Origin of the sequence: Companilactobacillus sp. HBUAS59699 (genome assembly GCF_036913575.1) — a bacterium.
GTDB lineage: Bacteria > Bacillota > Bacilli > Lactobacillales > Lactobacillaceae > Companilactobacillus.
The window spans coordinates 375,721-391,851 of sequence record NZ_JAYKTV010000002.1 but is presented as its reverse complement, the minus strand read 5'-3'; the positions used below and the strand labels follow the sequence as shown (position 1 = coordinate 391,851).

At 39.1% G+C, this 16,131-nt stretch carries 16 protein-coding genes; 6 read left to right on the top strand and 10 right to left on the bottom strand.

Annotated elements, in window-relative coordinates:
- The first annotated feature begins 602 nt into the window (after positions 1-602).
- The gene (locus tag U8519_RS05530) at positions 603-1,967 is read left to right on the top strand and encodes an amino acid permease (protein ID WP_334329310.1); all 1,365 of its coding nucleotides are present in this window, start codon (positions 603-605) and stop codon (positions 1,965-1,967) included.
- A 154-nt stretch (positions 1,968-2,121) separates the two neighbouring features.
- Positions 2,122-3,465 carry an amino acid permease gene (locus U8519_RS05525; RefSeq protein ID WP_334329309.1) on the top strand — a complete coding sequence of 448 codons (1,344 nt, stop codon included), beginning with the start codon at positions 2,122-2,124 and terminating at the stop codon, positions 3,463-3,465.
- Positions 3,466-3,833: 368 nt separating this feature from the next.
- Here U8519_RS05525 and U8519_RS05520 read toward each other — a convergent pair whose 3' ends face one another.
- The 5 genes from U8519_RS05520 to U8519_RS05500 all read right to left on the bottom strand — a co-directional run bounded on the left by U8519_RS05520 (position 3,834) and on the right by U8519_RS05500 (position 7,794).
- Positions 3,834-4,268, bottom strand: coding sequence for an Hsp20/alpha crystallin family protein (locus U8519_RS05520; protein ID WP_334329308.1), 435 nt, complete (start codon positions 4,266-4,268; stop codon positions 3,834-3,836).
- A 98-nt stretch (positions 4,269-4,366) separates the two neighbouring features.
- The gene (locus U8519_RS05515) at positions 4,367-5,029 is read right to left on the bottom strand and encodes an ABC transporter permease (protein ID WP_125565286.1); all 663 of its coding nucleotides are present in this window, start codon (positions 5,027-5,029) and stop codon (positions 4,367-4,369) included.
- Between the two features lies 1 nt (position 5,030).
- Positions 5,031-5,957: an osmoprotectant ABC transporter substrate-binding protein gene (locus U8519_RS05510; RefSeq protein ID WP_334329307.1), complete on the bottom strand. Its 927-nt coding sequence runs from the start codon at positions 5,955-5,957 to the stop codon at positions 5,031-5,033.
- A 2-nt stretch (positions 5,958-5,959) separates the two neighbouring features.
- Positions 5,960-6,595, bottom strand: a complete 636-nt coding sequence (locus U8519_RS05505; protein ID WP_334329306.1) for an ABC transporter permease — start codon at positions 6,593-6,595, stop codon at positions 5,960-5,962.
- Positions 6,592-7,794, bottom strand: coding sequence for a betaine/proline/choline family ABC transporter ATP-binding protein (locus U8519_RS05500; protein WP_334329305.1), 1,203 nt, complete (start codon positions 7,792-7,794; stop codon positions 6,592-6,594). Before U8519_RS05500 ends, U8519_RS05505 begins: the two co-directional genes overlap by 4 nt.
- 78 nt (positions 7,795-7,872) lie before the next feature.
- On the opposite strand from U8519_RS05500, the gene U8519_RS05495 reads away from it, so the two are divergent.
- A complete protein-coding gene (locus U8519_RS05495) occupies positions 7,873-8,238 on the top strand; it encodes a DUF488 domain-containing protein (protein ID WP_334329304.1) in 366 nt (121 codons plus the stop codon).
- Positions 8,239-8,300: 62 nt separating this feature from the next.
- Entirely contained in the window at positions 8,301-9,140 is an 840-nt protein-coding gene (locus tag U8519_RS05490; RefSeq protein ID WP_334329303.1) for a helix-turn-helix transcriptional regulator, read from the top strand.
- Between the two features lie 32 nt (positions 9,141-9,172).
- Here U8519_RS05490 and U8519_RS05485 read toward each other — a convergent pair whose 3' ends face one another.
- Both U8519_RS05485 and U8519_RS05480 read right to left on the bottom strand, forming a co-directional pair.
- The gene (locus U8519_RS05485; protein ID WP_334329302.1) at positions 9,173-9,940 is read right to left on the bottom strand and encodes a TerC family protein; all 768 of its coding nucleotides are present in this window, start codon (positions 9,938-9,940) and stop codon (positions 9,173-9,175) included.
- 118 nt (positions 9,941-10,058) lie between these two features.
- On the bottom strand, positions 10,059-11,423 hold the full coding sequence (locus tag U8519_RS05480; RefSeq protein WP_334329301.1) for an Nramp family divalent metal transporter: 1,365 nt from the start codon (positions 11,421-11,423) through the stop codon (positions 10,059-10,061).
- 187 nt (positions 11,424-11,610) lie between these two features.
- Here U8519_RS05480 and U8519_RS05475 point away from each other — a divergent pair, with 187 nt between their 5' ends.
- Positions 11,611-12,078, top strand: a complete 468-nt coding sequence (locus U8519_RS05475) for a hypothetical protein (protein ID WP_334329300.1) — start codon at positions 11,611-11,613, stop codon at positions 12,076-12,078.
- A gap of 44 nt (positions 12,079-12,122) precedes the next feature.
- Here U8519_RS05475 and U8519_RS05470 read toward each other — a convergent pair whose 3' ends face one another.
- Entirely contained in the window at positions 12,123-13,745 is a 1,623-nt protein-coding gene (locus U8519_RS05470; RefSeq protein ID WP_334329299.1) for an ABC transporter permease, read from the bottom strand.
- Positions 13,746-13,750: 5 nt separating this feature from the next.
- Positions 13,751-14,662: an ABC transporter ATP-binding protein gene (locus U8519_RS05465; protein ID WP_334329298.1), complete on the bottom strand. Its 912-nt coding sequence runs from the start codon at positions 14,660-14,662 to the stop codon at positions 13,751-13,753.
- 234 nt (positions 14,663-14,896) lie between these two features.
- Between U8519_RS05465 and U8519_RS05460 the strand changes: the two genes are divergently transcribed.
- Positions 14,897-15,499: a TetR/AcrR family transcriptional regulator gene (locus tag U8519_RS05460; protein WP_334329297.1), complete on the top strand. Its 603-nt coding sequence runs from the start codon at positions 14,897-14,899 to the stop codon at positions 15,497-15,499.
- Here U8519_RS05460 and U8519_RS05455 read toward each other — a convergent pair.
- Entirely contained in the window at positions 15,461-16,120 is a 660-nt protein-coding gene (locus tag U8519_RS05455; protein ID WP_334329296.1) for an endonuclease III domain-containing protein, read from the bottom strand. The genes U8519_RS05460 and U8519_RS05455 overlap by 39 nt on opposite strands.
- Positions 16,121-16,131 lie beyond the last annotated feature (11 nt).

Below are 16,131 nucleotides of genomic sequence, written 5' to 3'. Positions count from 1 at the left end.
TATAATTTTAAATTCTGTGTCCAATTTTGAAACGACAACAATAGTTGTCTCCCTGGGGATAACTTTCATCCCACGCTTACTAGTATAACTTATTTTTTGGATAACTACTACTGGTTGATACTTAAAAAAACAAAAAATAGAAACCATCCTGGGGAGGGATGGTTTCTTAGGGGATTAAATATATATGTTATAGGGGGTGAGAAAAGGGATTTCTGTATCTCTCATCTACAAATAATATCATAACTAAATAATATGAATTAAATAATTCCAAATTATGAAAAAAGTGTGAACATTAATATTTTGAAATTGGTCTATATTAATTTTAAATTTATATTGTTAGTTGCATTTTAATGTTATACCACTTATACTATACACATGTTCACTCAAAGAGATGTTGATCGAGGCTGAAAGTCAACAGTGAAAATGGCGTTTTAATTTTTATAGGTTGCTTACCTTTATCAGCACAAGAGATGCAAGAAATTGCAAATTTGGGTGGAACCGCGTTAAAGACGTCCCTAATACAGAAATGTATTAGAGATGTCTTTTTTATTTTCAGAGAGTTAGATATCTGAAGATGGCGCAATTTAGATTGGAAGTTAATTATGGAAAGTAGTTCGAACAAACAAACACTCTCGAGATCGCTCGAGGGTCGACATATTCAAATGATTGCCATTGGTGGAGCAATCGGTACAGGGCTGTTCTTAGGTTCTGGTAGTGCCATTCATGAGGCTGGGCCTTCTATTATCTTGGCATATATGATTGCGGGATTCTTTTGTTTCTTCATGATGAGATCGATCGGTGAACTATTACTATCTGACACTAGTAAGCATTCATTCTTGGATTTCATCAGGGTCTATCTTGGTGATAGGTTTGAATTCGTGACTGGCTGGGCGTACTGGTTGTGTTGGATCACAGTTGCCATGGCGGATCTAACGGCTTCGGGTATTTATATCAAATACTGGTTCCCAGGAGTACCACAATGGCTATCAGCGTTAGTTATTTTATTAGTCCTATTCTCAATGAATTTTGTGAATGTTAAATTATTCGGTGAGATGGAAACGGGCTTCTCGATGATCAAGATCATCGCTATCATTGCACTAGTAGCCGTGGGATTCGGAATGGCAATATTTGGTGCACCGGTTCAGGATGGCAATGCCACATTTTCTAACTTAGTCAACCAAGGCGGCTTTTTCCCAACAGGCTTTAAAGGGTTCTTGATGTCATTTCAAATGGTCATCTTTGCCTTTGTAGGAATCGAAATGGTAGGATTAACGGCTGGTGAAGCGGCTGATCCGGAGATCAATTTACCAAAGGCTATCAATAGTTTACCGATTCGAATCGGATTGTTCTACGTTGGTTCAATGATTGCTATTATGAGCGTTTACCCTTGGGATAAGATTTCAACGACATCGAGTCCATTTGTACAAGTCTTTTCCGGGATCGATATCAATGGAGCAGCAGGTATTTTGAATTTCGTTGTTTTGACAGCTTCATTGTCGGCAACTAATAGCTGCCTGTTCAGTACTAGTCGGACACTTTATAGTTTGAGTCTAAAAGGGAATGCTCCTAAGAAGTTCAAGTTAATAGGAAGAAATGGCGTTCCCGTTTGGGCTTTGATCTTTTCAACGGCGGCACTATTAGTCATCGTCGCCATGAACTTCTTCATCCCATCAAGTGTTTTCAGCTTGATCTCGACCGTTTCAACGATCAACTTTATCATTGTCTGGATGATCTTGATTTGGACGCACTTGAGATTTAGAAAGCAAAATCCAGCAGGTATCAAGATCTTCAAGATGCCGCTATATCCATTCAGTAATTATGTTAGTTTGGTATTTTTCTTCGCCATCCTAGTATTGTTGCTATATATTAAAACAACTAGAATTCCCATGATAGTCACGATCATATTTTGGATCGTCATGTTATCGATTTATCATAAGAGTAAAAACAGAGATACTGAAATTAGCTGAGATTCAGTGAGTAATTAATGGCAGAAGTGGTTTGCTTCCGATATCGAGCATAAGAGATGCAAGAAATTGCGAATTTGGGTGGAACCGCGTTACGACGTCCCTAATACAAACTGTATTAGTGGCGTCTTTTTTTATAAAAAAGGGAGCTGATACTATGAGTGAAAAACAAACTCTTTCTAGGTCGCTAGGAAGTAGACATATACAAATGATTGCCATCGGTGGGGCAATCGGAACGGGATTGTTCTTAGGTTCAGGTGAGGCGATCCACAAATCTGGTCCATCGATTATTTTTTCATATTTGATTACAGGTCTGTTTTGCTTCTTCATGATGAGAGCAATTGGAGAGTTACTGTTGTCTGATACTACGAAGCATTCATTCTTAGATTTCATCAGAATTTATTTAGGAGACAGAGCTGAATTTGTGACCGGTTGGGCATATTGGTTCTGCTGGATAACTTTAGCGATGGCGGATTTAACCGCAACGGGAATTTACGTAAAATACTGGTTCCCACAGATTCCACAGTGGGTAACAGCTTTGACGGTTTTAGTGATTTTATTTGCGATTAATTTTGTGAATGTGAAGTTATTCGGTGAGATGGAATCAAGTTTTTCGATGATCAAAGTTATTGCCATCATCGTCTTGGTCATTGTCGGATTTGCGATGGCAATTTTTCATACTCCAGTCGGCAGTGGACAGGCTGGTTTTAGTAACTTGGTCACTCACGGTGGCTTATTTCCTACGGGATTGAATGGATTTCTACTGTCATTCCAAATGGTAGTCTTCGCCTTTGTAGGGATCGAGATGGTCGGGATAACTGCTGGTGAGACCGATAATCCAGAATTGAATTTACCTAAGGCAATCAATTCCGTGCCGATCAGAATCGGTTTATTCTACGTCGGTTCAATGTTAGCTATCATGTCAGTTTATCCATGGAGTAATATCACGACTGATGTCAGTCCGTTTGTTCAAGTCTTTTCAGGAATCGGGATTAAAAGTGCTGCGGGAATTTTGAACTTTGTAGTTCTAACCGCCGCTTTATCCGCAACTAATAGTTGTTTATTCAGTACCAGTCGGACACTTTATAGTCTAAGTATCAAAGGAAATGCACCGAAAAAAATGGCGATGGTCGGTCGCAACGGTGTGCCCGTTTGGGCCTTGATGTTCTCTGGGGCAGCGTTGTTAGTGATCGTTTTGATGAATTACTTCATGCCAGCTAGTGTCTTCAGTTTGATCTCGACCGTTTCTACGATCAACTTCATTGTTGTTTGGGTAGTGCTTTTATGGACACATGTAATTTATCGTCACCGGACTAAAGACTTAGGTAAGTACCAAATGCCTGGTTATCCATTTACGAATTACTTAAGTTTGGCGTTCTTTATTGGTATTTTGATTCTGTTAATAGTCATTAAGCAGACACGAATGGCAATGATATTTACGATTTTATTCTGGATCGTGTTGGTGATCGTTTATAATTTACGGCGTAAGAATAGTCTTTGATTTTTTTGGGGGAGAGTTCCGCTTCCGGTCAGCAGTGATTCCATCAGAAGCGGGACCGATTTGAACCAAAGATCGGTCTCAAATCTCGCTTGGATGCTTTGCATAAACTACAAATCATCCAAGACGTCCGTGCTGTAAATACGGGAAGAACTCCCGTATTAGCACCACTTTCGCCACTGATTCCATTACTGCTGACCGGAAGCTCTGTTGATTGATTGTACATAAAAAGTCGCCACAATGACTGGATAAAATATCCGGTCGTTGTGACGACTTTTTTTATTGTTAAGATGTGAAATTCGATTATTTATTTTGCCAATTTAGGCTAATTATTATTGACCACCGTTAGCGGCAATACAACAACCATCGAATTAGTTGATTTCGATATGATGACCTAAGTCTTTCTTATCTTCAACCTTTGGCAACGTGATCTTCAAAACACCATCAGCGTAATCAGCAGTAATCTTGTTCTCATCGACTGCTGGTAGGTGATATTGTCTTGCAAAACGTCCGCCCGAACGTTCACTCATAATCATATCGCCGTTCTTGTCCTCGTGATCATTGAAACTGTCACGATGACCGCTAACAGTCAAAGTATTGTTTTGATAGTTAATATCAATATTCTTTTTATCAAAAGCTGGCATGTCTACATGGACTTGATAGTCTTTGTCAGATTCCTTAATGTCTGTCTTTAGTGTTACATCGTTGTTAGCATCCTTAAAGAATGTTGGAAAGCTGTTCATCCAATTTGAATCAAACCAGTCTCTCATAATGTCATTTGGACGATCCATAATTTCGTTACTCATATATCAATTACTTCCTTTCCTTCATTACAAATACATTGTAGTACCTGCCTGGGGGAAAGTTCAAATATTTAGCACTCAAAAGTATCGAGTGCTAAATATTATTTTTTCATGTAATTTGTGGGTTCGAAATATTTTTGTAGTAAACCGATCAATAAATCAGTAATGACGGCCATTAGCGCGGTTGGCAATGCTCCAGCTAGGATCAATGGTGCACCGTCGGTAGCGTTAGTACCACGAATGATCAAGTCACCTAATCCACCAGCACCAACGAAGGAACCGATGGCGGTATTACCGATAGCAACGACCATGGCGGTACGGATACCGGACATGATAACCGACATTGCTAGCGGTAGTTTGACCATGTACAAAAGTTGTATCCCGGTCATTCCCATTCCCCGAGCTGAATCGATCACGTTAGGATCAACGTTTTTCATACCAGTATAAGTATTCTTGAGAATTGGTAGTAGGGAATACAAGAAGATCGTCACGATAACCGTATTTGGTCCTAATCCTAATACCAGCATGATGATTGAGAGCATGGCAAGTGAAGGGACGGTTTGAATGACGTTGGCAATACTGATAATGAAATTACCTAATTTGTAGTGATTTGCGATATATATTCCTAGTGGAATTCCGATAACTGCAGCGATCAAGACCCCATAAAATGAGATCAGAAAATGTCTGCAGAATTGTTCTAAGATATAAATTCCATTGTGAGTAAAATAAAAAATTAATTGTCTCCATAACGGCTGGTCAGCCATATTATTTTTCACCCCTAAAGTAATTATGTTTTTGTAAGAATTCTTGTGCGACATCTGCCGGTTCACGGAGATTATTATCGACTTCATAGTTCATTGTTTGCATTTGTGATAAGGAAATTTTGCCATCCAAACGGTGCAGTAGTGGTTTGAGTTCAGGATGTTTCCGCAACAAACTGTTATTAACAACCATACTTGTATCGTAAGGTGGGAAGAATTGTTTGTTATCAGGTAAGATCTTCAGATTGTAACTCTTGATACGTCCATCGGTCGAATATCCTAGAACGGCTGACATTTTACCAGCTGCAACGGCGGAATAAACTAATCCGACTTGCATAGGATACACCCGCTTGAACGTAAAACCGTAGGTACGTGAAAAAGCTGGGTAACCATCGTCAGGACGGTTGATCCAGATATTATCGGCACCAATATTGATGGTTGGAGCAATCTTCTTCAGGTCACTGATGTTGTGTAGATGGTATTTTTTAGCCATTTCTTGAGTGACTAACATGTTGTAGGTATTAGCGAAACCGTAAGTTGGGAACCAAGTTTGGTCGAAACGCTGTTTGTAGAGTCTTTTAACAGTTCGATTAGCCTTAGCGCGATTCTTGATCGGCTTATGGTTTAAAGTGGCGATCAACTCGTCACCAGTAAAGTTCTCAGCAGCAATATCGGCGTTATGACGCATCAAAGCGGCGTGAACTAATTGATTGGAACCTAAGTTATTAACGATTTCAGTGTGGTAATTAGTTTCGTGTGAAATAAGTTCCATGATGATCTCGGACATGATCATTGATTCAGTCGTCGATAAACTGGCAACTTTGATCGTGTCTTCAGAACCGGAACCTAGTCCAGGCCAGCCACAGCCTGATACTAATAACATTGTGGCTAGAGATATTAACGTAATGATTTTTTTGAATATTTTTTTCATAATTACACCCCACTACGTTTCGTTTTTGGTGTAACTTTTTTCTCGAATATTCCTAATAAATAATCAGCGAGGATCGCCAAAATTGTAACCGGAATAGTACCACCGATGATCAGACTAGGGTTGTAAAGATTCAGTCCGTTAAAGATGAAATCACCTAATCCACCGGCACCGATGTACGACGCCAAAGTAGACCAAGAAATTACATAAACAGTTGAGAGCCTGATACCAGACATAATAATAGGCATGGACATTGGTATTTCAACTTTAAAAATAGACTGCATCGTTGTCATTCCTAGACCACGTGCGGCGTCGATCAGATTTGCGTTGACCTTCTTCATACCGATATAGGTATTACGCAAGATTGGTAATAATGAATAAATAAATAGTGCCACGATAGCAGGGACTTTACCGATACCAAAGATTGGTATCATCAGAGCTAACAGTGCTAGCGAAGGAATGGTTTGTAGCATTCCCGAGATGGACATGACGTACTTGGCTGTCTTATCGTAACGAGTCAATAAGATACCAAGTGGTACAGCGACGATTATGCCGAGGATAATGGCAAAAGCTGAGATGTAGATCTGTTCCCAGGTTTTGATTATCAATTCAGAGCCATGCTGGTTCAGAAAAGAAATCATGCATCATCACTCTCCTTCGCAATCGTATCAGGTAGTTTGACGTTCTCAGGATTATCAAGTTCTTCTTTACCCCAAATAGCGTCATAGATGATATTAACTAGTGAAGCACGAGTAACGATACCGATTAGATTATTGTCATTGTCGATCACGGGTACGTACTTGTAGCCTTGTTTTAGAATACGTTCACTCGTATCGCGCAAATATGACGTTGTCTTGACTTTAAAGCGATTAGGCTTATAGATATCTGAGACGTTCGAATACTTCGAGTAACGGTCGTTAATCGTCTCTAAATCGATAAATCCTTTGAGCTTGTTGTTATCATCAGTAACTAACAGTGTATCAACGTGGTGATAACTCATTTCTCTAATTGCTTCAGCCAATGATTGACCAAGAGTGATCTTAGCCGGATTTTTCGACATGATGTCACTAACCGAAAGAGTGTTTTGTTGCGCCTGTAGTAAACGCTCTTCACCAAGTAATTCCTTGACGAAGTCGTTACCAGGGTGTTGCAAGATGTTATCGGGAGTGTCGTCTTGGATCACGTGACCACTGTCCATGATAACGATATGAGTAGCGAGTTTCAGAGCTTCATCCATATCGTGCGTAACGAAAATGATAGTCTTTCCTAATTCTTCTTGCAGGTTCTTAACTAGATCTTGCAAGTCATCACGCGTAATTGGATCAAGCGCACCGAAGGGCTCGTCCATCAAAATAATGTCTTGATCGGCGGCTAGCGCACGAACGACACCAATTCTTTGTTGCTGCCCACCAGATAATTCGGCAGGGTAACGATCTAAATAACTTTCAGGCAAGTCAGCCAATTTTATTAATTCTTTAGCCTTACGGTCCATTTTATCCTGTTGCCACTTGAGCAGCTTGGGTACTAGGGTGATATTGTCCTTAATGGTCATGTGAGGCATTAGTCCATTATTCTGAATAACGTAGCCAATTGTACGTCGTAGTCTTACTGGGTCGAATGTCTTAAGATTCTTTCCCTTAAAAATGATTTTCCCGCGACTAGGTTCGATCATACGGTTGATCATTCTCATAGTTGTAGTCTTACCAGAACCAGAAGTTCCGATCAGACAAACGAATTCCCCCTCATTGATAGTTATGTTGATATCCTCGACAGCATCATTGCCGCCGCGGTAGTTCTTTGCTACATTTTGAAACGATATTATTTCTTTTGCAGACTGCATAAATCCTCCTATAAAATGACTAACGATAGCTATGATACAATTATAGAGAGATTAATTCAAAAAGAGGTCGAGGATATTATGTCAAAAATAGTTCTCAAACGTATCTATAACAAGGAATTGCCCGATGGATATAGAATTTTAGTTGATCGTCTGTGGCCACGTGGTATGTCCAAATTACGTGCCAATTTGGATCTGTGGGCAAAGGAAATTGCTCCATCAGCTGAATTACGTAAATGGTTCGGACATGATCCAGAAAAATTTGCTGAATTTGAACAGAAATATATGGAAGAAATCGAAAATAATAGCTATACCAAAGAATTCGTTCAAACCGTTATAACGGCTCTGAAAAAGCAAGATGTCCTTATTTTGTATGGAGCAAAAGACGAAGAACATAACAATGCTGACGTTCTCATAAAATATTTAAATAAAGAAATTAATAAATAATTGAAGAATAGACCTATCGTATTATAATGATATAGTAAAGTTAAAAGACGGGACGGATGAAAATGGAAGAATTCGATTTGGCAACTCTTCTTTCCAGCAACGAGAAAACTTTAATACGTATTTTACAAAATTATGCCAGAACAAATGATCTGGTTATTTTTGTGTTAGATAATAATGATAAATTGATATCGAATGCTTTAGGTGAGGTATCAGAAAAAAGTGTTTTAGCAAATTTAGATAAAATAAAAAATTTTACTGAATTTAGTACGAATCGATTCAAGTATAGTGTTGAACTGACTGATGTGCCGATCCGTATCGCAAAGATCAATCAGATGGTGGGAAAACTGTACGTGGCGCACGACGTTTCCGGTAAACCGAGTCCGGATAGTTTAATACTTCTGCAAAGATTGCAAGATCAGGCCGAGTTCTTGAAATACTTGTTTGAGAACATGGCTCGTTTGCTAGTTGAGAATCGCGGGATCGATGATTTCTTAGTTAAGCAGCCAGTCAATGTTGATGATATGATCGATGAGTTAGATGATAGTGAAGCACTAGCGTTACAACAGTTACAACAGTTATCAACTTCGAATCGCGCTATTATCACAGCCATTGAGTTTATCGATGACAACTTGGACAAGCGCTTGACATTAGATCAAGTCGCTAACCGAGTTTATTTGTCGGACTATTATTTTAGTAAGCTATTTAAGAAAGAAACCAAACTAAGTTTTTCAGTATATTTGAATGCTAGAAAGATCCAACGGGCGATGCTCTTGCTCAAGGATACCGAATTGAGTATTCAAGATGTTTCTAATGAATTAGGTTTCACACGCATGAGTTACTTTAGTCAGACTTTTAAAAAATATACCGGCTATACACCTTCAAAATTTCGCCGTAATAAATAAAGCTTCCCGATCGACTGAGTCGATTAGGAAGCTTATTTTATACCTTTTTTCTTATTGTTGATTTGGTGAATTATTAGAGTAACGATGATGGCCACAACTAATACGGCTACGAACAGCATGTTAGGAACCTCTATATCGATAGCTGGAATGGACAAGAATAACTTGACTGAAATGAAGAGAATCAAGAAGTAGGCCATTCCCTGAAGTTCAGGAATACGGTTCATTAGTCCCATGATTAATTCAGCGATTCCACGCATTGCAAGAATACCGATCATACCACCGATCAAAACGATAACAGGGTTGCTGGAGATCGCTAATGAAGCTAGCACTGAGTCGATCGAGAAGACAATGTCCATCAGTTCGATGGAGATAACTACTTGCCAGAATTGAGAAATGTGAATGTGCTTTTTCCAGCCTTTAGGTTGTGGTTTCTCAGTTGGTACTTCTACTTTTCCTTTTTTGCGGCGATCAATGAAGAAATACTTCAGGAATAAATAGAACAGATAACCAGCGCCTAAAACCTTGATCCACCAGAAATTGATCAGGTAGACCCCGATACCGATGACTAAGAATCGGAAGATATAAGCTCCGAATAGTCCGTAGAATAGTGATTTTTCCTGTTCGACTTTGCTAGGTAGTGATTGTGTCTGTGCGGCTAAAACGACCGCATTGTCGACAGACAGGATACATTCCATAACCACCAAAGATAGAATTATCAACCAATCTTCGCCAGATTCAATAACCGTTGCCCAGTTATGAAGGTCGAAGAATGGACCGTACATGTTCACAAGTGCATTCAATCAGAATATGCTCCCTCAAATTATTTGTATTTGCCATATCATACTGTATTTTATGGCATTTGTATATATATTTATTTTACTCTGAAAACGAAAAAAGAACACCTTGCGGTGTTCAAATTTATACACTAGGTACGAATGTAGTGTAGATCAACCAAATATTTAAGATGGTCAAGATGATAGCAATACCATAACCAATGTTCTTAACATAGTTCTTATTGGCAAATTCACCCATCAGTTCTTTATTACTTGTGAAAGCAATCAATGGGAAAATTGAGAATGGTAAGGCAACACTCAAGAATACTTGTGAGAATGTTAATAGTGATTCAATCTTAGCTTCGTTACCATGATAAATAATAGCGAAGGTGATAACTGGCAAGATCGATAGTAAACGTGTAATAACACGTCTTGCCCAAAGTTTCATCTTCATGTGGACGAAACCTTCCATAACGATCTGACCCGAAAGTGTACCAGTGATAGTTGAGTTTTGACCAGATGCTAGTAAGGCAACGGCAAACAGAATACTTAGTACCGGACTAGCAACAGCACCGGCGATCTTTGGATCTTGCAGGGCGTTGAACAAGTCAACGAAGCGACCAAGATCACTATTAGTACCGTAGAACAATGCAGCACCCAATAGTAATAGCAAGGTATTAACAACGAAAGCTAAGGTAAGCTGAATATTTGAATCCCAAGTTGAGAAGCGAACAGCTTGTTTAACACTCTTAGAATCGTTACGATCGTATTTTCTAGCTTGCGAGATACTCGAATGCAGATAGAGGTTATGCGGCATAACTGTCGCACCAACAATACCTAACGAGATATAAAGCATGCTTTGGTTTTGTAAGATAACTGGATCAGGAACGAATCCAATTACCATTTGTCCCATATTAGGTTGGGCCAAGATAACTTCGTACATAAATACTGCTAAAATAACTAAGATCAATGCGGCAACGATAGCTTCGATCTTTCTGAATCCAAGTTTCATCAGAACTAGAAGCAATAGGACATCGAAGGCGGTTATTAGAACACCCCAGAGTATCGGTATGTTGAATAGAAGTTTTAAGGCGATAGCGGAACCGATGATCTCCGCAATATCAGTCGCCATGATAGCTAACTCAGTAACTATCCAGAGCATAAAGCCGACTTTTTTAGTCGTTCTATCTCTTGTCAATTGTGCCAAATCTCGACCAGTTACAATCCCTAGTTTAGCGGCCATATATTGTAATAACATGGCGATTAAACTAGATATCAAAATGACGGTCAAAAGTTTGTATTTGAATTGAGCACCACCAGCGATGGAAGTAACCCAATTACCAGGATCCATATAACCAACGGCTACTAGAGCTCCAGGTCCACTATAAGCTAGCAGAGTTTTGAAGAATCCAGCATCCTTTGGGATTTCAACGGTATCGTTAATTTCTTCTAGAGAAGGACCGTTTGCATAATGGATCAGGCTATCGTGTTTTTGTTTATTTTCACTCAAGCTTGTATCCCCCTTTTCAATCTCTCAACATAATATCACGTTATGCAACACTTTTAAACCCTAATAAAAAATAAATTTAGGGCGACTTAACTTATTTAAAATTTTATAATACTTGATCCAAATCAAAGTAAAAATTTGTAAAAACAGCTATACTAACCTACAATTATTTAAAAAGGAATGAGGCCATATGGACTTTATAATAATCATAGTAGACGTAATATTCTTAGCCGGAGCAGTCTTCAATATTTACTGGCAATCACAGATTGAGATCCGCTCGGTTTATAAGATATCATCATTGATTTTTGCAGCATTTATTGGTGCGTGGTTACTAGTTTCAGCCTCAAATGATTTGCCATATATCATTATGGTGGCGGCCTTTGTAACACTCACTATTATGAATGGTGTCGGTGGGATTGGCGAGAAAAAAGTCGTTATGAATGGATTCTATTCTGGCGTCTTAGATTACTCTCAAATCGTTCATGTAACGCTGATTCCCATTGAGATTCCGCAACGAAAACCAAAAGTTGCCGTTATCTTCAATACAAATCGTACACAACAAATACAAATGAGCTTTAATACATCATATAAAACCATTCAAGATTTTTTGAGTAAGAAATTATCGTCTGGTGTCCAAGTTGAAGTTGGACAAATATAAAAATAATAAAGCAGCATCACGATATATTATCGCGATGCTGCTTTTTAATTTGCACTCTTTAAATCTCTGATGTAGTAACCAGCATATCCAATGATGATCAGAGCTATGGCAATGCCGAGTTGCCACCACATTGTTCCCAGATCCATTTGATGAACAGGAACTTTGGTAATGAATCCGAAGGGAGTTAGTTTTTCGACCCATTTAGGCAAGTCGATCAGCTTTCCAAAGTAGCCGACAAATAATGCTAGTCCGGCATATAGGTAACCGAAGATAGATAATTTAGGGATCCAGCCGACGATACAGGCTGAGATAGCTAAGATAACTAGTAATGGTGAGATATAGGCGTAGAACCCACGTAAAAAGACCGACATGGCAACGGGATGCTTCATCACAGAAGCTCCTCCGAGTTGTAAGCCCCACATACCGGCAAATAATGCGGCCAAGCTAGTTAGAATTCCTAATACTAAGACACTAGTGAAAAGGTAATTACGACTAACTGGTTTAGAGTGAATCAATTCCAAATAGCCTTTGCTTTCACCGGTCTTGAGATAATTAATGATTTGAATTCCTGGAAATAGTGCGAGGACACCGAAGACGATCATTAAGATGGCTACGAAGTTCTTAATGATAAGAACATTAGCCTTGTTGACGGCTGCTGCACCGAAGATTTTTTCCATAGCTGGATTGGTCTTTAGAATATCTCCAATCGTATTGAAGATCGAACCATAAGTAAATCCGAGAATGAGTAGCCCGACTACCCAGACGATAATAGTCGTACGATGCAATCTCCAGAATAAACTCAGAGGACCACGTAAGAACATGGAAGCTTTAGCACGGCCAGGCTTGGTAGCAATGATACCAGATCCAATGTCACGGTGATCATTGATCCATAACGCCGCTATGCAAAGAATCAGTGCTAGTCCTAACATCAAGAATACAGGTAGCCAGTTGTTATCTTGATAAGTTGAAAATTTTTCGACCCATCCGAAAGGGATGAACCAAGTAGCCTTGGGGTTAGATACATCAGTCGACATTCTAGCAATGTACATAATACCGAAGACGACGTATGACAAGATAGTAGCTGAACGTGAGTTGTCGACTAGTTGTGCTAAGAACGCCGCGATAGCCGCAAACATGAATCCTGCGGCACCAAGACCTAAGCCGAGTAAAAAGTTACCGTTGGTATCAGTTCCAGGTAAGTTAGCTACTTGTAATCCAATGCCGTAGAACAAGCCGATCAATAAATTTATAATAAACAATTCAATCAAGGCTGAAGCTAGATTAGATAGTTTACCGACAGAGTGCGATTGAATTATTTCCAACAATCCGGAGTCTTCTTCGCCACGAGTATTCTTAATGATGATCGAGAAGTTCATGATTGCTGCCATGATAGCCATGAAGACTGTCATTTCACCGGCAAAGACATCAGCCGTGGTGTAAGGAGCACTACCGGATAACTTACCGAATAGAGAAACCATCGAAGGAGATTTCAGCGTTTTGACGATTTCGTCGATGGAAGCCTGTGTATCATAAATCGAAGTAAATTTGGCCGCCACTGCAGCGAAGAGAACGATCATCGTTACCGACCACAGTGCAAGTTTTAACCAGTCACGTTTTAAACTGAAACGTGTCAAAAACCAAGTTTGATGAAAATTACGATTTTCCATAATTGTTATCTCCCTTCGTTAGAACTGTAATATCTCATGAATAAGTCTTCCAAGGTTGGAGGAGTTGATTGAAGTGAGACGATTTGCTTAGAAGCTAAGTAATCCATTACGTAACTCATTTGTTCAGAATCTACTGAAAAAGTAGTTAAACCGTTCGCTGCAACTTCAACGTTATGAACGCCTTGAAGTGTTTGTAATTCTGGAGTAGGTTGCATAGTTTGAAATTCGATCACAGTTCTAGTTAAGTGACGCATATCTGATAGAGAGCCAGTTTCGACTATTTTACCGCTACGAATAATACCGATGCGATCGCACATTTTTTCGACTTCAGACAAGATGTGACTTGATAGTAGAACTGCCTTGCCCTCCTTTTTCAGTTCCATGACTGATTGTTGGAAGATCTCTTCATTCAGTGGATCAAGACCAGAAGTTGGTTCGTCAAAAATATAAAAATCGGCGTCAGTTGAAAATGCGGCGATCAAGGCGACTTTTTGGCGATTACCTTTGGAATAAGTTCGAGCTTTTTTAGTAGGATCAAGCTGGAATCGTTTGATCATCATGTCGGTTTTGCGGTTGTGCTTGGTGTTACCGAGCTTCAAGAATAAGTCGATGATCTCGCCACCAGTTAGATTAGGCCAGAGATAAACATCACCAGGTACATAGGCTAGACGCTTGTGGATCGATACAGAATCTTTATAAACATCCTTACCGAAGAGTGTGGCAGTACCGCCACTTGCACGAAGTATTCCTAGCAAAGTACGGATCGTTGTCGATTTACCAGCACCATTTGGTCCGATAAATCCAAAAACTTCCCCAGGATAGACATCGAATGTCACATCCTTTAGTGCTTGAAATTTACCGAAATTCTTTTGTAGATGATCAATATGTAAAATAGCATTGTTATTTTGTTTCATCATATTATCCCCTTTGCATGAATCCAAGTTGTGAGCAATAAACTTGAATTCTCAGTAATAAAATGAAATATTTTTCTTGAATAGTTCATTTATCAAAGAGTATATTAGTTGTGCGGATAGTCCCTGTCAACCTTAAAATATCGGCGAAATGAACTATCAGCACGATCCAAAATAACTATCTTGATGTATCAATATAAAAAGTGAAATATCACCGAAAAATATTTTTTGGAGGTAAAAATGGCAAGCAATCAAAAACGAAAAGAAAAGAAGAGATTGGATATTTTAAATGCGGCAACTATGGCATTTATTACTAATGGATACAAAAATACCTCCGTCGCAGATATTGCGAAAGAGGCACATTCGTCACAGGTAACACTGTATAAGTATTTTCCAAGCAAATTGGAACTAGCACGAGAAGTTACTATTAAGATGATCGTTGCTGGCTATGCTGGTTATGATAAGCGATTGGATCAAGCCGATATGAGTTTCAAACAAAAAATCGAGAGTATTTTAGATTTTGGTAATACGGAAGTCAATACGATGAATCCGGACTTCATGAATTTTATGATCGATGAATTTCAGGCTGCCAATGGTGATGATCGAGTTATGAAAGCTTATAACGAAGGTAAAGATAGATTCTGGGGTAAGATACTGAAGCAAGGCCGGTCTGAAGGGATGATCAAGGATGATATTCAAGACGAAGTCGTGATGATGTACGTTGATATGATCTTGACTTACTTTATGAATCCTTCTACAGCTCAAAAAACCAAAGACATTGTGACTAAGAAGTATTCTAATGGTTTAGCGAGAATATTTTTTTACGGTATTATGGGCAAGTGATCTTGGCAGGATCAATTGATATCCGTCGAAGAAATCACTGTTTAGTTTTCCAAATTCGTCGATCAAGGCGTGAAATTCACTAGCTTCGTCAGGTGTGAAATCAAATTCAGCATGGACGGAGTTTTTTAATTGCATGTAGGTTGGTTTTTCCGTGAAGGCATGGAGGTTTTTGAATAAACGCATGCAATAATTGTCAGCCACAAAAGTTGAACGATGGAAATAATATAGCAACAAGACATCGGCGGTCTCATTGCCAATACCCTTCAAATTTAACAGCCGCTTACGTAAAACTGGAGTTGAGAATCGTTCCCAATCATCGAAGTCATCACGGTAAGCCGTCAATAGCGACCTTACATAGATCGATTTATTCTTGTAGAAGCCACTCGGTTGAATTAGTTCGCGTAGTTGATCGAGTGGCAGAGCTAGTAATTTATCCAGATCGAATCCAGTCGCATCTTGTAAATTTGCTAGTGAACGATCGACGTTTTTCCAATTAGTATTTTGAATCAGGACCATACCGACAAGCATCTCTTCAGTACTGTGAGTAGGCCACCAATTTTGGCGACCGAGTTGTTTATTTAGTAATTCAAATAGTTCTCTGATAGTAATTTGTTTGTACAAGATATTTCCCC